This is a genomic window from Halodesulfovibrio sp., from assembly GCF_015482765.1.
Classification (GTDB): Bacteria; Desulfobacterota; Desulfovibrionia; order Desulfovibrionales; family Desulfovibrionaceae; genus Halodesulfovibrio.
Map to the genome: position 1 here is coordinate 42,307 of NZ_JADMLB010000012.1, position 21,541 is coordinate 63,847.

5 protein-coding genes are annotated in these 21,541 nt (G+C 44.3%); 1 reads left to right on the plus strand and 4 read right to left on the minus strand.

Annotation, left to right across the window (positions count from 1 at the left end; translation table 11 throughout):
- Positions 1–55: 55 nt before the first annotated feature.
- Genes QZY95_RS01775 through QZY95_RS01790 form a run of 4 tightly spaced genes read right to left on the minus strand, consistent with a single transcriptional unit; the run spans position 56 to position 20,783 of the window.
- Positions 56–9,586 carry a non-ribosomal peptide synthetase/type I polyketide synthase gene (locus QZY95_RS01775; RefSeq protein WP_290918568.1) on the minus strand — a complete coding sequence of 3,177 codons (9,531 nt, stop codon included), beginning with the start codon at positions 9,584–9,586 and terminating at the stop codon, positions 56–58.
- Positions 9,587–9,602: 16 nt separating this feature from the next.
- A complete protein-coding gene (locus QZY95_RS01780) occupies positions 9,603–19,496 on the minus strand; it encodes a non-ribosomal peptide synthetase/type I polyketide synthase (protein WP_290918571.1) in 9,894 nt (3,297 codons plus the stop codon).
- 44 nt (positions 19,497–19,540) lie between these two features.
- Positions 19,541–20,446, minus strand: a complete 906-nt coding sequence (locus QZY95_RS01785; RefSeq protein ID WP_290918574.1) for a DUF4198 domain-containing protein — start codon at positions 20,444–20,446, stop codon at positions 19,541–19,543.
- 31 nt (positions 20,447–20,477) lie between these two features.
- Positions 20,478–20,783, minus strand: a complete 306-nt coding sequence (locus QZY95_RS01790; protein WP_290918577.1) for a hypothetical protein — start codon at positions 20,781–20,783, stop codon at positions 20,478–20,480.
- 419 nt (positions 20,784–21,202) lie between these two features.
- On the opposite strand from QZY95_RS01790, the gene QZY95_RS01795 reads away from it, so the two are divergent.
- The gene (locus tag QZY95_RS01795; protein ID WP_290918579.1) at positions 21,203–21,427 is read left to right on the plus strand and encodes a FeoA family protein; all 225 of its coding nucleotides are present in this window, start codon (positions 21,203–21,205) and stop codon (positions 21,425–21,427) included.
- The last annotated feature ends 114 nt before the right edge of the window (positions 21,428–21,541 follow it).

The following is a 21,541-nucleotide window of genomic DNA, read 5'->3' on the forward strand; positions in this document are numbered from 1 at the left end:
CGTTATCAAAATAGTTAGTGGCGGCCTAAAATAGGCCGCCACTAACTATTTTTTTTTATCCTACCATGCTTTTCAAGTAGACAGGAAGCAGGTCATTAAGTGATGGGAAGCAGATTGTACTATTTTGTAACGCCTTTTTTGCGTTGGAGTTATCAAAACGCAGCTGGCGAGAAATGCTTTCGGGATTCACTTCTTCTGGGAATAGAGGAAGAAGCGGGTAAAGCGGATTCTCAGGACGAGCAATGGCTTCTCGCCATCCGGCATAGGAAACCACTTTAAGCTCAGCTGTGCATTGTTGTAGTTTTTCAATCAACTGATGAGAGGAAACAGGATTAAATCCATCAAGATGATAAACATGTTCAGCGAGTTCCCCACGGGCAATATGTACGAGGGCTTCAGCGACTGTGTCTACAGGCAGGAAGTTCTCAATTCGCTGGAGATCTGGAATAACTCCTGCTTGCAATGATCCTTGTATGATTCTCCACAGGAAATCTTCTTTGTTCCATGTTCCGTTTGAACTTGTTCCTGTGATAAGCCCCGGACGGTAAATGTATGCAGGTAGCCCAGCTTCAATTGCATTCTGTATCAGACGTTCAGCTAGCCATTTACTTTGCGGGTATCCACCAAAGACGTTCATATCTTGTTCAATGTGTTCGTCTTCTAGAATAGTCAGATCGTCGGTGCATCGTAGCGGTGAAAAAACAGATACCGTAGATACATGATGCAGTGGTTTGACAATTCCTGTTGATGCCAGGCGAATCGCCTCTCGGGTACCAATAACGTTTGGCCCGAGCAAACTTTCGCAGGAATAGATGTAATGGACAAGCGCTCCGGCATGGAAGACAGCATCTACTTGCTCGGAAAGAGCGGTGAAGTCGCTTTCTGATAATCCATAGTATTTTTGAGAAAGGTCACCATTCACGGCTTGAATATTGGTTATCCATGGCGTGAGTGAGAAACCATATACCTGAGCTGTATCGAGAATACGTTGTATGCCGCTCTGCTTACCTTTTGCACGCACAAGGCAGGTTACGTTTTCAGCACCATTTTCCAGCAGAGATTTGAGAACATGGATTCCAAGGAATCCAGTTGCTCCAGTAATAAATGGTTTTTTAAAGGTGCCTTGAACGGTTGGCAAACCAGAAATGTCAGGCCTGAACGCGCAAACAGGATGTTTTTTTAAAACGTCTACGTGCACGATATCTACTATAGATGATGCTTCTTTTTCTTGAAGAGGTTCACTTTCAACAGAAGGTATTGTCTCATCTTTTGAGCATTTAGTTGCTAGGCTTGGATGCTTTTCTATGAGGTATTTGCTGAGTAATTCAATTGTCGGATTTTCAAATAAGCGTGGCAGCGCAAGGCTTACATCTAATGCATTGCGGATTCCCAGAACGAGCTGAGCCGCAAGCACAGAATCTCCTCCAGCGTTAAAGAAGTCCATATCAAGTGGTGTGTGATCTAATTGAAGCAAGTCATTCCATACCTCAGTAATTGTAGCCTGAAGCGGAGTCAGTTCAGTTGAGACTTCAGCCTGCTTTTCAGGCCTTGCATCTATCGCAGGCTGTGGAAGTTGTTTACGGTCAACTTTTCCACTTGGTGTCATTGGAAACTCTTTCATTGCAACATAGTATGCAGGCACCATATATCTTGGAAGTTGCTCCGCAGCGTATGAAGCTAGATCGTGTTTTTGAGCTGTGCCCGAATAGTATGAGACTAGGGCTGTACCGCTATTCGTAGTGATTGGGGTAACAATCATTTGGTTCACTTCAGGGTGGGCTGATAATACATGTTCAATTTCTGAAGGTTCAACGCGATGCCCTCTGATTTTCACCTGAAAATCTCTTCGCCCTATAATTGTTAAATAACCTTCAGGCATAAATGCTCCCATATCTCCAGTCCGGTAGATACGTTTTCCAGTCTCTGGATGAGTAAGGAATGCATTTTGGGTAAGATCATCGCGGCCATAATAGCCTTGTGCCAGTCCTTTACCGCCAATGTATAAGTCTCCAACCACATGCTCAGGACAAGCCCCCAGACCGCTGTCTAGTACATACCACTCTTGGTTCATCATAGGACGACCATACGGGATAGGGCCGTCTTCTGGAGAATAGTTTTTTATTGGGTGGCAGATAGACCAGATAGATGCTTCGGTGGCACCGCCAAGGCTGTTTGGAACTGCGTTTGGGGCAATCTGTTGCAGTGCTTGAGGCATATCTGGAACGATTTTATCTCCGCTAAGCATTGCAAGGCGCAGGTGAGAGAAGGTGCGCTTTGCTGCTTGTGCGTACTGGATAGCCAACTGCATTAATGCAGGGGCAGAGTTCCATATTGTGCATTTGTATGATGCTAAACAATCAATCCAATGCTCTGGATCGTTTTGTCTTGAATCATCTGGTAAGACTAAAGTGGCTCCGGCTGCAAGAGCTCCGAATATATCATAAATTGCTAAGTCGAAAGTTAATCGGGATACACCGAATATCACATCGTTATGAGAGACGGCATACCGTCTGTTGATGTCAATCAGTGTGTTTACTGCCGCCTCATGCGTAATACTTACTCCTTTAGGTTTTCCAGTAGAACCGGAGGTGAAAATGATGTACGCGAGGTCGCTATTTGAAACAGGGCCAGAGTAATTTTCTGGTGAGTCTGTGGTTGTATTCGGAGCCACATGTGTGACGTTCTCGCTGAATGATTCTTCTGCGATGATGAAAGCGAGGTTGCTCTCCTCAGCAATAATCTGTTTACGACTTGCTGGTTGTTCGTGAGCAATAGGTACGAATACAGCTCCGACAGCTTGCGTACCTAATACTGCTGCAATTTGATCAATTCCTTTAGGTAAGCTGATGCCGACAAGAGTGTTGGGCCTTACTCCAAGTTCAGATAATCGAGATGCAAAGCCGGCAGCACGCGCTCCGAGTTCGCCGTAAGATATCTCTTCGGAAGAACAAATGATTGCGGTCGCATCTGGCGTTGCGTTGTATTTAGCTGTGAATAATGACCATAGGTTGTACTCTGGGCATGGCGCTTCTGTCTTGTTCATATCTTCAAGTGCCTGCAAGGTGCGTTGTGGGAGGCAATCAAATATTTTGATGTCCCAGGATGCAGTATTGGAGAGTTGCATCAGAATTAATTTGTAGGCAGACAACATGTCTTCAATCATGTTTTCTGGAAAAAGCTCGTCTACAGAGTCCCAATGAATGATGAGGTCGCCATTGTTTTCATGGACTTGATTATCCAGCCATACTTGCGGTGTCTGGCTAATGTTGAATCCGCGGGTTCCCAATGCTTCCAGTAATTGTCCAGATGAGTTGCCACCGGAAATGTTACTGGTAAACACAACAGGGTAGCTTTCACCGAATGGAAGTTTTCCACTTCGTGTTAATTTGCGGATGACTTCAACACCGGATACGGATGTATGTTCCATATCTGCCCAGAAGCGATCACGAACAGCACCGGCGCGTGATGCGAAAGGCAGTGTTGGGTCATTAGTTATTTCCAGAAGGCTTAGTGTGGTAAAATCACCGACAACATCCGAAACCTGTTCATGAAAAGGTTGCCTGTTGAAAAGAGTTACGTTGAGACAAAAAGCATTGTTGTGGCTCCAACGTGCAATCACTTCAGCGTAACAACTTAGGAGCACAAGAGAAGGTGTTAACCCGTGAGCTTTAGCTTGCTTTTTAATGTCTTCCCATACGTTTTTCTTGATTACGCAGGAGCGGTGCGTGAATTTAGGGGTAGCAATGGACTCCGGTGCCACAAGGGTAGGGAGTTCTGGACCATGAGGAAGGCTTTCTAACCGGTTTTCCCAATAAGATTCCGCATTGGAAAGTAAGGTTGCGCCTTCAGAGCTTGTTAAAAACTTTTTAGTATCTGCAGTGTATTGTTTAAAAGAGTACTGTAGTTCCGGAAGGTTTTTCATTGCAGATGGAATTCCGGAAATGAGTCCCTGTGCATAGATATCACGAAGCTCACGCATCATGATTTGCAAACTGCGTGCATCAGCAAGTAATAAGTCTATACTCATGCATATTCTGGTTACAGACTTAGACAGCTGAATGGTTTCAACAGTGAAGAGTGGCCAGCTTGTAGTGTCATGAACTTTGTGAGAGAGCGTGCCACGAATGCCTTCCATGGCACCTTGTTGCTCCTCTTCAATAAGGCCTGAGAGGTCATGATGTTGTATATCAAGAGAGGGAACCGTAGACAGAATTTGTTGTTGTCCCTTTTCATTGATGGTCATGCGCAACATTGGGTGGCGCTCAATGAGGGCATCCCATGCCTGAACATAAATTTCATTATCAAGTGAAGTTACGTCATATTCAGCGTAACTGTGGCAGGAAATATTGCCCATTGGCATTGTTTCACTGCGACCTGCCCAGTATGCGTACTGGGTATCCGTCAGTGGGAATGGTTTTGTTTCTTCTTTTGTAAAAGGTGAATGGGCTACTTGTGTAGTAGATGTCTCTGGCTGAGCTTTTGTTCGGATGCATGCACAAATATTCGTAATGGTTGGGTTAGCAAAGACTTCTGCTGGAGTTATACGTACATCTAGTTCTTTTTTTATCTGCTGAGAAAATTGAAGGAAAAGCAGGGAGTCTAGACCTGCTATGAGTAGATTTTCATCATGATCAGGGCTGGTAGGTATCTGCAAAAGTCTGGTAACTGCTTCAGAAATGCTCTGCTCTAAGTTTTGTAAAGAAAGAGAGCTGGTTTTGTTTGATGAAGCAGTGTTTGAAACAGGCAGTGTTTGCACCGGTTGTTCAATGGTAAAAGCCAACGGGGTTCCGGCAGCTTCCATTGCCTGATTAAAAGTGCTCCACACAATATCTGCGGCGATAAGAACGGCTTTGTTCGAAGAGGTTTTTTTCAGCATAGAGAGTGCATTTGCAGTCCACGCATTAATTCCCAACGCTTCACGGGCGGTATGATCTTCCTCGTTCTGAGAGAGCATACCGCAATCCTTAAATGGCCCCCATGAAATACATGTTGCTGCCAGTCCGTCATAACAACGTTTCGCAGCAATTGCTTCAAGGTATCCATTGGAAGCAGTATATGCTCCAGCATGGGCTATTCCATGTAATGTTGAGATGGAAGAGAATAATACAAATTGTGCTACCGGGTGAGTCCTCGTGTACTCATCTAACAAGGCTGCACCAATCATTTTCGCTTTAGTCGCAGTTCTGTACTCTTCCCATGTCAGTTCGGCGAGAGGCTTATTGCTTGTCTGGCCAGCCAGATGGAAAACTGATCCTAATGGTGGCAACGAGCTGTTACAAAGTGCAAGCACACTCTTCATTTCGCTTGTAGAGCTACAATCTGCCTTTTGGAATACTATGGTGACACCGCTTTTTTCGAATTCAGAATATGCAGTTCTAATGCTGTCATTTGGCGCAGATCGCCCAGTAACCAGAATAGTTTTGTGTCCTTCATCAATAAGGCGGGCGATAAGGTTATGACCTAGACCGCCTGTGCCCCCCGTTACGAGTGTTGTTGTACCTTCGATTGGAATAAGGACACTTTCGTTAGTGGGTTCTTCGTCCACTAATTCTGCGACGAGCCATTCTTTGTTACGTAAAACAAAGAATCCTTTTTTAGATTCACGAGGAAGTTCTGATAGCTGGTTAAGAGTGTCTACATCAATGAGTGTCACTAAGCATTCTGGACGTTCAGCTTTTAATACGCGTGCAAGTTCCCACGCAACTCTTTGTTCTGGAATAGGACTAGAGTGTTGGTTGTGATCAATTGCTCTCTGCGTAATTACTACAAGTTCTTTAAGCCTGTTGTGAGACGCGAGAGACTTCATAACTTGAACCAGTTTTTTTTCAGGAACGTTGCCTGCGTAGAAAAGTACTTTTTCTGCTGAGCTAGAAGGAATTGCTTCTGATGTAAGGATGTTTCCTTCTTTGAGCTGCGGCGGGAGTAAAGGTTTTGGCAGTTCTGTCAGCACTGTGTATTCAGAAATCACACTATTAAGAGTTACTGTAGGGAGAACATCGTTGTTGTGAAGTTCTTCGTATTTTTTCCAACGAAGTGAAGTGAATCGGTGTGAAATGTTTTCTTTGTTTTCAACTGGCAGTTTAAGAAAAGAAAGGCCAATGAGTTCTGCAACAGATTGTTTTTCAGGTGTTACCAGTTTGATATCGCACGTTGCAGTCTGATCTGTAGAGTTTGTAAGAGTAATCTCACAACAAACCTGTGCTTCGTGGGAACCATAGACAGTTGTAGACTTCACTCCTGTAGGAAGTAAAATGCACGGTGCCCCATTTTTTGCAGTAAAGAGGTGTGTTATTCCTCCTAGCAATTGGATGCATGGGTCTATTATTGAAGGATGAATAGCGTCTTCAGTGCCTTTAGCTATACCTGCAAGGAGTCGATCGCTAAGGACAATATTAGCCTGAACTGTATTCTCCGTTGCTTGAGCATTTTTTAATGTCCAAAGTTCGTGACCGTCTGAATCAACTCCAAGCTGTTGAAGAACTTCAGGTAATTCGTTTTTAGTAAATGTGGAACCAGTTTTTTCTTTAACGTTAAGCTGTTCTGGGAGTTGTTTTTCAATTTGTGCTGAAACGCAATGTACCCATTCATCTTTTCTTTTTTGAAGGAGTGTAATTTTTCCATTATCTTGAGGAAGCAAGTGGATTGTTTGTGACTGCTCTACATCAAGAAGTACAGGGGCATGAAGGGATAAGTTTGTGATAGTTACCTTTTGAGTATTTTCATTCTGCTTTTTCCATACTTGAGCCATTACGTCGGTTAAAATGCCCAGCGGTGCGACCAGTTCTCCATTGATGATATGGTTTTTAAGTGCCGGGAATTGGTCAAGTCCGATTTGCGCCGTGTAGGTTGTTGTCGGGTGAGGCTGTTTAGTAATGAAGAATGGTGGAGTTCCAGTAGGTTGCATAGGTGCATTCTCAGCTACAGAAAAAACAGCTCTTGGTTCCCAGTGTGGTTCACGCTTGAAAGGATAGGTCGGAAGAGGAATGGACTGAGCCGAAGTGTCGATAAAAGCATCAATGTTTAAAGAAGCGCCTGATTTATAGAGGGTCGCAATGGCATTGTAAGTAGGAAGCAAAGAAGTATCTTCACGCTGCATAGACGGAATCCATGCAAAAGGTTTTGGGGTAGTTTTGATAAATTTTTTTGCCATTCCGATGAGAATAGGATGAGGCCCAATTTCAAGCACAATATCGCACTGTTCTTTCATCAGTGTCTGCATAGCATCAACAAACTGAACTGGATTACGAAGGTGTTTCATCCAGTAATCAGAAGTAGTGGTGAATGTATTTTCCTTTTGACCCGTATATGAGGAAATGTACTCTAAGGTCGGAGTAGCAAAAGATAATGAATTTGCAATATTACCAAATTCTTGAAGAATAGGGTCAAGATGACGAGAGTGAAAGGCATGGGATACACTTAACAGTTTGCAGAAAAAACCTTGTTCTTCAAAATCGGCTTTTACTTGCTTCAGATTTTCAGTTTTTCCAGACAGAACAATATGATCCGTACCATTGAATGCAGCAATATCAAGTGAGAGTTCATGGCGCTCTTGCACCATGGTAATAACAGTATCTTGAGGAGCAAGAACTGCCATCATGCCTCCGCCTTGAGGTAGAGAGCCGGTAAGAGCTCCACGGTGGGCGATTAATGTAGCAGCATTTTCCGGTGTCATAATACCGGCTACGCAAGCGGCAGCAAATTCACCAATGCTATGTCCGGTGACCACCTTCGGCTCAATACCAAGCGATTTCCAGTATTCGGTCAGTGCATATTGAATTGCAAAAATGGCTGGTTGGGTAATGGACGTATGGTCAAGAAGTCCAGCGTGCTTTTTGTTGAAAAGAATTTCGGTTAGTGGATGCGGCAGTTGGTTTTCAAGAGCATTTTCAATGCGTAATAGTGCTGATTGAAAAACTTTTGAAGTAGTAAAAAGTGCCTTACCCATTTCGCTATACTGACAACCTTGTCCGGTAAATATCATACCGATTTTAGGTGGGCGAGTTGAAGAGGTGGATTCTGTATTTTCTAACGCATTAGTGACATCAGTTATAGATGATCCTGCGACAGCAATGCGGTGAGGAAAGTGTTTTCTTCCTTTAAAGAGTGTCTTCATAACAGATGAAGGTGGAAGCTCTTCGTTTTTTTTCATGTAATCAATGGTTGTTGTGCGTAGCTCGTCCAACTGATCTATGTCATGTGCTGATAGGGGGGTAAGATATGGCAACCTCACGGTTGAGTCCGAGGAGGAGTCAAGCGGGCAACGGTGCTTTTTTGATGAAGTAACATCCTCTGCAGCTTGAAGAATCATGTGGACATTTGTTCCGCCAACGCCAAAGGAGCTTACACCAGCCAATCGTTTTTCATTACGTTTCTTCCATGTTGTCGCATTGGCAATGGGAAAGAAGGGGGTGCTGGCAAATGGAATATGTGGGTTGGGAGTGGAGTAATGGAGCGTTGCCGGAATTTCTTTGTGGTGTAATGCTAATGTAGTCTTGATTAGGCTACAAATTCCAGCTGCAGTATCCAGATGGCCTACATTACTTTTGACTGACCCAATTGCACAATAGCCGCTGGCATCTGTGTCTTCCCGGTAAGCCTTTGTAAGAGCCTGTATCTCAATAGGGTCACCGAGCAATGTTCCTGTACCGTGAGTTTCAACATAGCCAATATTATCTGCAGATTCTTCAGCAACTGATAATGCATCGCGAATGACAGAGTACTGACCAGATACGCTCGGGGCGGTAAAGCCGGCTTTGTTTGCTCCATCATTATTCATGGCAGAGCCGCGGATGACAGCATAAATAGGATCACCGTCTTCAACTGCATCTTCAAGAGGTTTCAGCAGTACAGCACCTACGCCGTTGCTGGCGCAGATTCCAGCTGCATCTTTATCAAAAGCGCGGCACTTAGCATCTGGTGCGCAAATCATCCCTTCTTCGTAGGTATATCCGACTCGTTGTGGAATTGAGATTGAAACACCACCTGCGAGCGCCATGTCGCACTCGCCGGAAAGTAAACTTTCTACCGCGAGATGTGTTGCAGCAAGAGAGCTTGAGCAAGCTGTCTGTACTGTGAAGCTGGGGCCGGTAAGCCCCAGTTTGAATGATGTTCGGGTTGCAATGTAGTCTTTATCATTACCAAGAACGGAGGCGAAGGCGGCACTTGTTCCAATTGTATTTGGATCGGAAAGAGCATTTTGATAAGTGCTCATCTTGGCGCTAGCAAAAACCCCAGTATGAAGTTTTGAATCTGGTGCATAGCCTGCATCTTCCAGCGCTGTCCATGCGCACTGTAAAAACAAACGTTGTTGAGGATCAATGCGTTTGGCCTCTGCCGGAGAGTAACCGAAGAGAGAAGCGTCAAACATTTCAATATCATCAATAGGATACCCGCAAGGCACGTAGTCTGGATTCTCGATTGTTTCCGGCAACACGCCGTTTTGCAACAATTCTTCTTTTGTAAAGGTTGTCAGAACGTCTTTGCCGCTCTGAAGGTTTTTCCAAAACATGTCTTTATCAGTTGCTCCGGGGAAACGGCATGCAATACCGATAATTGCAATTGCATCTGTAATATTTGTATTACTCATAATGATATCCTTGTGGTTAGCGGTGGCGTTTAACACGTTTCCGCTTACGGGATGAACGGGAAACAGGATCAGAGGTGTCATGGCTGGCTGCATCGTCTATAGTTGCTTCCTTTTCAATTGAACAAAGGCTGCAAAGAGCAGTCGCCAACTGTTCAATTGTTGGATTAGCAAAAAGCGTTACAGCATCAATGGATACATCCAGATGTTGCATCAGAGCATTCTGTAAACGGATGAGGTGGAGTGAATTTGCACCCAGTTCAAAGAAGCTCGTTTGATGGTCATGGCACGGGGAGTTTGTTAGCTCAGAGAGCTTTTCTTCAATAACAGCTGCTAGCGTAACTGCTTGAGTATTATCAGTAAGATGTGTTGTAACCTTAGTGATTATGGAAGAAGTTACGTACTTTTCAGATAACGCAACTGAAGAGACAAACACATCATTCTTGGTGGTTTTAGGAAGTTGCTTGCGGTTGACTTTTCCGTTTGCTGTAAGAGGGAATGAGTCTACAAACACCAAGTAGTCTGGAAGCATATATTTGGGGAGTGCATCTTCGAGCTGCATGGTTAACTGGACTCGAGTTTTTTCTGTTGTAGTATGAGCAGGAACTTCAAGGCAGTTTACTGCCATAGCTGCCTGATCTACAGGTGCTGTCTGGCAGTAGAGCACAAGGGATGTGTTCTGTTCATTTTTTGTAACAACGGCAACTGAGTGGTTTATTGCAGTTAAGCCATTAGCTACGGACTCTATTTCTCCAAGCTCGATGCGATGTCCGCGAAGCTTAATTTGAGTGTCATTACGCCCGACAAATCGTATTGTTCCATCTGGATGAAAGAATCCAAGGTCACCAGTGCGATATAAACGATTTGAGGTTCGTGGATGCATAATAAAGTGTTCAGCAGTTTTTTGGGTATCTCCAAGATACTCCATTGCTAAGCCTTCACCCCCGATAAACAATTCTCCTATTGCCCACTCAGGTGTGGGGGTAAGAGTGCTGTCTAACACATGGAATGACTGGTTATGCATCGGGAAGCCGTATGGGATGCTGTTCCATTCAGAGTTATGTGTTTCAATTGGGTACATGATGGACCAAATTGAACCTTCTGTGGCACCGCCCAGAGAAACGACCTTGCAATCTGTTGTAAGAGCTTTAATGCGTTCCGGAAGGGATAGAGGAATCCAATCACCACTCATCATCACAAGACGCAAGGATGTTGGAAGATTTTTACCACGCATTTCGCAGTACTCTACAAGCAGTTCCATCATCATCGGCACTGTGTTCCATATAGAAACGCGGTGCTCTTCAAGCATTTCAAGCCAACGGACAGGGTCTTTTTCACGTTCCGGTTCAGGGAAGACTAATGTCCCTCCGGCATCGAGTATGCCGAAGATGTCAAAGACAGAAAGGTCAAAGGTAAGGTTCGCCAAGCCTAATACGGAATCGTCAGATGTGATATTGAAACGCGTTTTCAAGTCGTCGAAAGTATTGCACGGTCCTGCATGATTCATCAGAACTCCTTTAGGAGTACCTGTTGAGCCGGAAGTAAAGATGCAATACGCCGGAGAGAGTGGAGAGCTTTCCGGAATTGACCAGTTGGTGTTGAAGTCAATGGCTTCAGCGATTGAATCAAGAGCGATTATGCCTACGTTGGTAGGTAGTTGTAGCTCTGAAAGAAGTGATGAAAGTGTTAGAACGTGTGTAATTTTCGCATTTTCAAGAATGACAGAGGTTCGTTGTGCCGGGTTTTCAGGGGAGATTGGCACGTAGTGACAACCTGCGTAAATGGAACCGATGACTGCTGCTGCTTGTTCGCAGCTGCGAGGAGCAATAACGGCAACGGCATCTCCAACATGTACGCCGGCATCTGTTAGCTGTTTGGCTATTGTGCAGGCGTAGGCATGAAGTGTTCCGTAGTCCATAGTCCCTGAAGGTGTAACTACGGCGGCTTGTTCAGGCTTAGTTAGAGCCATTTTAGTAAAGCCGGAAGTCAGTAAACGATGGTGTGTTTTTTCTGGAATTTCCAGTGCCATGCTATTGTATGCGATACGCCGTTGTTCTTGATGGCGTGGAAGGGCTACCAGATTTTCTTGTCCCCATACTTGAGGAGCGGTCAGGGCTTCAAGGGTGGATACATAGGCGGTAAACATATCTTCAATCATGTTTTCAGGGAAAAGTTCAGCGACGTAATCCCAATTAAAAACAAGATCTCCAGCATTTTCGTAAACTTGATGATCCAGCCAGACCTGAGGGGTTTGTGTTAAGCAGAAGCGCTGTGCTCCAAGTTTATCAATAACAGAAGCGTCACGTCCTAATGCTTCTGAACCGAGAGCACTGGTAAAGACAACAGGAATAACAGCATGATCATTGCCGTTTGCGTGGGCAATTTCACGCATTACTTCAACTCCGCTGAAGTCTTTGTGATCAAGATCTTTCCAGAGTTGTTGTTGAAGTGCCTTTGCGTATTCTTTAAACGAAGAATTTGCATCGTGGACTTCAAGCAATGTTAATGAAGTAAAATCACCAACGATTTTATTTACATCTTCATGAATAGGCAGTCTGTTGAACAACGTCAGGTTGATAGAGAAGTCTGAAGATTTGCTCCAGCGGGCAATAGTTTTTGTGTACGCTGCACAAAGAAGAGACGACGGGGTAATCCCTTCAGCTGAAGCACGTTCTTTTAGTTTTTTCCATAACGTTTCATCCAGTCGATGTTCCAGACGGCTGAACTGCGGTGTTTCAATTTCACTCGGCTGTTTTTTCAAAGGAAGCTGAGGGCCGGAAGGGATTGTAGAAACTCGCTCGCACCAGTACTGTCTGGCTTCTTTATATGTTTTACTGGAACGGAATTTCTCAACTGCGGTTACGTAGTCTCTGAAGCTGAGGCCTTGCTTTGAGAGTTTTGTGAGATCACCATCAGTGGTGTAAAGCTTGTACCATTCGTCAAGAAGTAAGAAGAGACTCCAAATATCTACGCACAACGCATCGAAACTGATGTGGATACGAGTGGTGTCTGTATCTAATCGGTTCAGGCGAATATCAAAAAGAGGCCAGACATCTGTTTCGATTACCTGGTGTGAGAGTTCGTTTCGAGTTCTTGTTAATTGCTGTTCGCGAAACTTATCATCTTTGCTACGTAAGTCATTTTGAATAAAGGAATATTCAGGAACATCTTTGAGGATTTGTTGTGAACCGTCCTTTGTGACAATAGCTCGCAACATTGGGTGATGAGTAATTAATTCATTCCAATATTGATTTAATTTCGCGGTATCAGTTAGCGGACTGTCGATCTCAAGATAAATATGTGTAGAGATATTACCTAATGCGTAAATATTACCACGCCCGATCCAATATGCCTGCTGAATTTCTGTGAGGGGGAAAGGATCATTTGCTGCTTCTGGAAGGTGGTAAGGTTTAGGTAATTCATCTGCAATATGTGGCTGCGTTGCGAGCCAAGTTGCCTGATCTTTAATCGATTCCAGTTCAAATACTTTAGCAAGAGGAAGATTCTTTCTGAACTGTGTTCTGATTGCGCTGGCAAGTTTGATCGCAAGTAACGAGTCACCACCAAGAGCAAAAAACTTTGCTGTTACAGAAGGAACTTCAATATTCAAAAGTTGTTGCCAAATGTCCTGTAAGGTTTTTTCATCAGCAGTAGAAACTTCAATAAGGTCTTCTTCTGTTTCAACGTTTTGCAGTAATGCGGTATCTGGTACAACGAGCTTTTTACGGTCAATCTTACCACTCGGTGTTAGCGGCCAACTGTCGCAACGGATGATGGCACCCGGTTGCATATAATCTGGTAATGTCGTTTCGCAACGGTGGGTAATAATTTCTGTAATTGTTTCTACGGAACTAGAAGTTATGACAAAAAGGGCGATCATGTGGACGCCGTTTGTACGAGAGACTGCTAATGCAATAACATCCTGTACACCTTCTATGTCACGTACAGTGGCTTCAATATCGCCAAGTTCAATGCGGTGGCCACGGATTTTAATTTGGAAATCTTCACGACCTATAAACTCAATGTGTCCATCAGGGTGCCAACGTCCTAAGTCTCCGGTGCGGTAAAGGCGCTCTTCAGTTTCAGGGTGGGTAATAAATGAGGCGTTGGTTTTTTCAGCGTCTCCGTAATACCCGTTTGCCAAACCAATTCCGCCAATATGAAGTTCTCCAGTTACCCAGTCAGGGCACATCTCACCATGGTGTCCTAATACATGGAAGGTTTGGTTAGACATAGCTGTGCCGTATGGAATACTTGCCCAATCAGATGGTACTTTCTGGATAGGGTAGTGTATTGACCATATGGCTGCTTCAGTAGCGCCACCTAGGCTGTGCAATTTGGTGGATGGGAGAACTGCCCTTGAACGATCTGGTAGGGTCGTTGGGATCCAATCTCCGCTCATTACAGAAAGACGCAGGGTGGACAATGCTGGACGAGGTGTCATTTGCTCTAAAGAAGCAACAAGCATTTGCATCTGTGCAGGGACAGAGTTCCATAATGTTACATCATGACGATGAATGAGGGATATCCACTCGTCAGGGTTGCGTAATTGATCTTGTTCAGGAAGGACAAGCGTCCCGCCGGCTCCAAGGGCTCCGAATATGTCATAGACGGATAAGTCGAAGTTTAATCGGGCAATGCCGAGTACTGCATCTCGAGCTGTTACAGCAAAGCGCTTATTCATGTCTTCACATGTATTTCGTGCCGCGCTATGGCTGAGTGCTACCCCTTTTGGCGTTCCGGTGGAGCCGGATGTGAAGATAACGTAAGCCAGTTGTGATTCAGAGTAGTCGGTTTTTTTGAGCGGGGAATCACTAAATAGTGTGTCTGCATAAACACAAGTGATGCTTTCTGGTAGCTTGATTGAGGACTGTTGCTCTTCAAGTAGAAGCGCAATACGAACTTTGCCCTGTTCCAGAATGGCATCAATTCTGCTTTGCGGCAGACTTGGATCAATTGGCAGGTATGCGGCTCCTGCCTGCATAACAGCTACTGTTGAAGTGACCTGCGCCCAATGTTTAGGTGCTATAATGCCGACAAGCTCCTCTTGCTCTACTCCTAATTGATTTAAGCGGTTAGCAATGCCTGCAATGGAGCGTCCTAGTTGGCGGTATGTAGTAACTTCGTCTTTATAAATTATCGCCTTAGCGTCAGGCTGGTTTGCAATTTGTTCTAAAATTGGGGTTTGGAGCAAGCCGTTAGGTAATGGTTCCGCTGTATCGTTTGCGGTAATGCGTTTTAGGTATTGGTCTTTGGGCAGTTCGCATGGCGTAGGAGCTGACCACATATATGAGTGTTCTGCTAATTTTTTCAGCAGGGTTGTATAGCTCTGCATCATGCTATCGAGCATGCCTTCAGGGTATCTTCCTTCAACTGTATCCCAGTTCCACTTTAGGTTTCCTGCTTCTTCCCATGCCTGATGGTCAAAATGGACTTGCGGAGTTTGGAAGATTCCAAACGGAATATTCTGTATAAAATCATCTTCAATTTCTTGAGGATAAAATCCATTTGGAGCGGTAGCAGTTATAGGCAGCATGCTTGTAAAAATAACCGGCATGGCAGATGGCAGGCTTCGAGAACGCAACTGGCGTAAAACTCTAACTCCAGAGTAACAACGGTGTTCAAGATCTTCCCACAGAGCAGCTTGAATTGTCTGTGCACGCTGAATGAATGATTCACCGGAAGAAGTATCCATAGAATGAACAAGAGCTGAAGTGAAATCACCCGCTATGTTATGCCCGTCAGCGTGATTTGAAGGACGGTTAAACATTGTAAGTGTCACAGAAAATTCAGGAGATTTACTCCATAAGCCAAGAACTTCAGAGAACGCTGCAAGTAGAATTCCTGAAGGAGTGATGTTCAACCCTTTAGCTTTCTTTTTAATATTATTCCAAAGACGGGCAGGGAGTTTACCACTTCTACGAGTAAAGGTACTTGTGTTTTGGGGAATGTTTCGAAGCGGAAGTTCCGGTGCTGGAGCAATTGAATCTAGTTTATTAAGCCAGTACTTTTCTGCATCAGCAAACTGTTTTGCAGACAACATCGCCTGTTCTGCAAGAACACAATCTCTAAAGGATAAATTTAAAGAAGGTAGTGAGTCCTTAGCTGCTTTTCCGTTGTTTTTATAAAGCGTTGCTAAATCACGAGCGAGAATAAGAAGAGTAAGACCATCACCGATGAGTAAGTCAAAGCTGATGTGCAGTCTTGTGGTATTATTTGCCTTATGGGATGCACGTAACTCAAAAAGTGGCCATTGAGAGCTGTTATGAACTGTGTGTGACATTGTATTACGAATATCAGTAAGTTCAATTTGCTCCGTTGCTTCTGAAAGAATGTGCTCTTTTATTACATACTCTGGGACGGACGGAAGGATCTGCTGGGTGCCGTCTTCATGTATGATAGCACGAAGCATCTCATGGCGTTTGATGAGTTCGTTTACTGCTGTATGGGCTTTGGCGGAGTCAAATCCAGAGCAGTCTATTTCTAAATAGAGATGGCAGGAAACATTACCGGAGTCAGCTTCCTCACGACCTATCCAATATGCGTGCTGAATATCAGTAAGAGGGAAAGGATTATAACGTTCAGCAGCTGTTGTGTCTGCGTTTGCTATTTGTTTTTCTTCGGCAGAAGCAGCCTTGATTGTATCTGAAGAGATCCCTTCAGATTGTTCAGATGTAATGTACGCTATAAGCTCAGCCGGTGTTGCCCCTTGCATCAGCTTGGATAAAGGTACAGTTACACCTGTTTCAACTGTGATTTTTTCAATCAACCGGAACCCCATCAAAGAATCAACTCCCTGTGCACCCAAAGGGCGATCTAGAGAAATTGCTTCTGGAGTACTCCAGAGTTCCGTCGCAACCCACTCCAACAGTGGATGAGTTGTACGGGATACAGAAGGGCCCCCCGCGTTCTCGCAGGATTGGCTTACTAAAAGCTTTCTAATGCTGCTTTCTGTATCAGTGCCATGTTGATTATCAATAGCAGGAAGAAGATAACGATTTTTTCTGAAAGGCGTTGGAGCTAATGCTACACGGCTTGTGGTTGGGTAAAGGGCATCCCAGTCCAGTGAGTATCCTGCTGATACGAGTTCATTAAGGAGAATACTTTCTGAAGTGCATAGTCCCGAGCTTTGTTGTGAGAGCCAACGCACATCAATTTGTGTGATGCATTGTTTCCCCATGTTTGTGAGTGTTGCAGAAGGACCAATCTCAATGAGGCTTTCTGCTCCGGAATCAACCACGCTCTGAATTCCTTTTTCAAAAAGAACGGGCATACGCAAATGATCACGCCAGTATTCAGGGGTTTGAATCTGCTGGCTGTCAGCAATAGAACCTGTGAGGTTGGAGATAAGGGGAATTGCAGGGGCGTGGAATGTTACCTTGCTTGCTGCTGCATAAAATTTCTCTAAAATTGGCTCCAGCAAAGAAGAATGGAAGGCGTGAGAAACAGCAAGACGAACTGTTCGGATTGATTTTTGTTCTGCAATTTCTTCTATATAATCCAGGTGCTCTTTTTTTCCGCTGAGAACTGTGTTGGTTGGAGTATTTCTAGCTGCAGTGTCAACAGGCATACCATGCTTTTCAGCGCTTATTAAAAGTTGTTCGGTTGCGGTTGAATCTGCAAGTACAGCGAGCATTCCACCATCATGCGGAAGGCTGTGTATAAGTTTTCCTCTAAGAACTACAAGACGTAGAGCATCTTCTAGTGAGAACACTCCGCTTATGCAGGCAGCTACATATTCTCCAATGCTGTGTCCCATGAGCACATCTGCCTTAACTCCCCAGCTGATAAGCAGTTTAGCTAAAGCATATTCGTACGCAAAGAGCGCAGGTTGGGTGTAACATGTTTCGTTTAGTGTCTCTTGTGGGGTAGAAAAAAGGAGTTCTGTTAACAGAGGCTCAAACAATTGTTTCGTAATCTCTTCGCAGTCATCAATAGCTTCTTTGAATGCAGGGTAATATCTGTATAGCTCCTTCCCCATACCTTCCCGCTGAGCACCTTGTCCGGAAAAGATAAATGCACTTGTTGTTGGGGGAACTGAAACAGGTGTAGTTTGTCCGAAAGATTCAGGTGTTGCGGAGGTAAGAGTTTCGAATAGTTCGTTATACGTTTGTGCTGAAACAACTGTTCTAAAGCGTTCGAACTCAACTGCGATAGCGCTTTGTTTGGCAAAAGCTGTGAATTCTGTCTTCGTATCAGAAGAAAGATAGCTTGCGATGCTGTGGCAACGTTCAGCAAGGCGTTCAGCAGAAGTCGCACCGATGGGAAGAGCAAATGGTGTTTCTGAGCTTGAGTCATCATTTGTTGTGATTTGCTTTGAGGGGTCTACCTGCTCTTTCTCGAGAAGAATATGTACGTTAGTACCGCCGATACTGAAACCGCTGACTCCTGCACGTAGAGGATGTTTCGTATCAGAAACGAGCTGTGTCCATGGAGTGTTTATTTTGGGGATGGAAAAGTTGTCAGCAAAAGACGTAACTCGGTGATTTAAAGATTGGAAACCATAATGCGCTGGAATAATTTTATTGTTCATTGCAAGGATGGTTTTAATGACGCTTGCTATTCCTGCTGCTGCTTCAGCGTGGCCAATGCATGGCTTTGTTGAACTCACCATAATTGGATTTGTACGGGAGGATGCGTTGTAGATATTCGTTATGGCGGTAAGTTCTATAGGATCGCCAAGAGCAGTGCCGGTTCCATGTGCTTCAACGTATTGTACACTTTCTTGTGAAATTTGAGCGGCATCAAGAGCCAGTTGGAGCAGGTGTGCTTGAGCTTCGGCATCAGGAGCAGTAATGCCGTTACTTTGCCCATCCTGATTCATTGCAGAGCCGATGATTGTTGCAAGGATGGTATCGCCGTCAGCAATTGCCTGTTTATGGCTTTTTAAAATCAGAACTCCGCATCCTTCTGAACGGATATAGCCGTCTGCTCGATCATCAAATGTTTTGCAGCATGCGTCATCTGCCATCAGATTAGCTTGAGAGCATGCGATATGCATTTCTGGTGAAAGAATTAGGTTAACACCACCTGCAATTGCTGTTGTGCATTCTCCAGCACGGATTGCTTGTGTTGCGGTATGGATAGCAGCCAAAGAGGCAGAGGAGGCTGTATCTACGACCATGGAAGGGCCATGTAGATTTAAGTGGTAGGAAATTCTCTGAGCGGCAAGACTTGTAAATGTACCTGTGACAGCGTGCATGGAGAGAGCGTCTTGGCATGCGAAAACTCTTTTAGCATAGTCGCTGCCACTAATGCCCATAAATACACCGGTAGAGCTTCCGGATAAGCTGCGTGGAGAAATCCCTGTTTGTTCAATTGCGTGCCAAGTTGTTTCAAGAAGCAGGCGATGTTGTGGATCAATCATTAAAGCTTCTCTTGGAGAAATTCCAAAAAAGTCGGCATCAAAAGATTCAATATCTTCTATAAAACCGCCTTGTTTTACGTAGCTTTTTCCTCCTTGCTTTTCTTCATTATAATATGAATCTGTTGCCCATCTGTTTTTTGGGACGTCAGTTAACCCATGTTCACCACTAGTGAGTAGCTCCCAGAATAGTTGAAGAGAAGTACATCCCTTTGGAAGATTGCAGGACATACCTACGATGGCGATACGTTCCTGCTGGCGGGCAGGGGCAGGGGCAGGCGATGCCGTTTTCGTGGTGTTTTCAAGAGTAGCGGCAGCCTTGGACATGGCAGAAATTGATGGATGTGAGAAGGCGAGCGGTGAAGACACAGACAGGGAGAACTGTTTTTCCAGTTTGTTAGAAAGTTGGAAAATATCTACCGAACTCATTCCTTGATCAGAAAGAGGAGTTTCTGGGCAAACAAGCGTGCCGAGAGCTTCTTGCACTTCTGCAAGAAGCCAGTGGTAGATAGTCTTTTGAAGAGAAGAAGTAGGAAAGGATAATGACATAAAACCACCTGAATAAGTTTGCCCCGCCGGAGCGGGGCATGTTGTTAAGGATTGGTTGTAAAGCTGACGGTAGCTCCGGAAAAGACCTTGCTGCATTGTTTTGCAAACTTTGTAAGAGATGCATTTTTATCTACATCCTGTGCGATGTAGACATTTGCGACCCAATGACCATTGGTGGGTATTCTGAACTGTGCTTTACCATTCATTATGTACGAAGATAGGAAGAAACCGTCTGGCCCCCCGAATGTATCACTCGTTAATGTCATGTAGTTGATGGCGTTGCTGTCTGTCGTGACAGGTTTACCCATGAAGAAGACATCGAATGTAATGATGTCGCCAGGGTGAACCGTTGAAAGATCACAGGTCGGAATAATTTCAAGCTCAGTTCCAAGTTTTTTGGGAGAGCTCCATTTCCCGACTGTATAGAAGGATTTGCCAATCATGGTGAATTTGACGCTTTCGAGAACTTCTTTAACGTCTTTCAATTGATCGATTGGCTTAGGTGCCATGCGCATTTTACCTTTTTTATTGAGGTAGCGCGTGAAGAATCCTTCTTTATTTTTAGCAACAACTTGATAGGTGCCTTCAGGGCTTTGTTCTAAAATTTCGATTTTGCGTACACCTAGGTCGCCGTTGGCTATGTGTGTGTAAGGATCAGTTTTTTCGATTGAAGATTCAGTTGTAGGAACGCCTAGCGGGATTTTTTTCCCATCAGGTGCCATTACATAATAGTCTTCAATAGAAGCTGAGCCATTGGGCGATGTGAGTAGGTCATCTAAGGGGGGAGTATGCCCCCAACCTATTGAAGAAATAACATGGCCAGGCTCGTGGGTGTGTGATTCAAAAAGTGATACCCATAAGGAGTGCGCTTGAGCCGGAGCGCTGACAGTCAGAAAAAGGGCAGCGGCAACAAGACTGCTAATAAGTAATTTTTTCGGTTGCGTGATCAAAAGAGTCTCCAAGTAAAGTTACTGTCTGTGACTAAATTCCGTCTTCGCGACACAGGTGCCCTGCACCGGCGTCCAATTCAACCTCGTAAGGAACTGCAGGGCGTGTGAAGATGCAGTAGCCGTCTTCATCCGTTTTCCCATGCCACAGAACATTCCCTTTTTCTTTTCCGAACAAAGTGACCGGAGTGTTTGCAGCGATTTCACCTGTTGAATACATTCCAGATAGTTCAACAGTATTGTCCCCGTTATCATCTAAAGTGAAATGTAATGTGTGGGCTAATGCAGGGGTCGCAATAAGCAATGAACACAGTAAACAAAGTTTGATTATGAGTTTCATTTTCAATACCTAGCCGTAAAGTTATGTGAATAGTAAAAGTCCAGTAGCGTTGTAAGAAGGAATAGGGATAAGCACTAACACATAGTGAATGAATTTTTACATCCTCCGAACTACTCATATTTTGCTTGTTGTCAGTCATCCGTAACCTGCTATCGAGGATATGAAGAATTGTTTTATGTTTGCCTGCAACCCTCCTCAAGCTCACGTTGAGTAAGTTATTTTGTAGAGAATGCTGCAAAGTTTGATAAAGAATGGAGAGGAAAAAGTTGTAAATGAATTTCATTTTCATATTAGAGCCATTCTCTATGCTTCTTCTTGAGTAAGTTGACAACCTGTTTCAATTTACTCTTTTTTTTGACATGCCATATCCGCAATACTATTAAGTTGTTGTTTTCTTTTGTTTAAAAAGTATGAGGAATATGATGAAAAAAACTCTTAATACCATAAATGCAGGATCGCACGCGAGTGTTGTTACTATAGATGCTGGTCGATGTGCCACAACACGCTTGGAGTCTTTAGGTGTTTACCCGGGGACAGAGCTGTCAGTTGTGGTTAACGAAGGACGAGGCCCTCTCATAATTTCAATAGGCGACGGGCGGCTAATTCTAGAACGTGGCATCGCAAGCAAAGTGGTTGTTCACTAACAGCAAGTGTTTTTTGTCTGGAAAGCTCGATGCTGTATTTGTTCTGAGTGCGACAGTATTAGTAAGTCTTAAAGTGTATAACGTTGAATAAAGTATTTAGGCATGGGTGCTGTA

What these genes read in the sequence shown, in the direction of transcription:
- QZY95_RS01780 (WP_290918571.1), bottom strand. Translation starts at nt 19,496, where the DNA reads ATGTCATTATCCTTTCCTACTTCTTCTCTTCAAAAGACTATCTACCAC.
- QZY95_RS01790 (WP_290918577.1), bottom strand. Translation starts at nt 20,783, where the DNA reads ATGAAACTCATAATCAAACTTTGTTTACTGTGTTCATTGCTTATTGCG.
- QZY95_RS01795 (WP_290918579.1), top strand. Translation starts at nt 21,203, where the DNA reads ATGATGAAAAAAACTCTTAATACCATAAATGCAGGATCGCACGCGAGT.
- QZY95_RS01775 (WP_290918568.1), bottom strand. Translation starts at nt 9,586, where the DNA reads ATGAGTAATACAAATATTACAGATGCAATTGCAATTATCGGTATTGCA.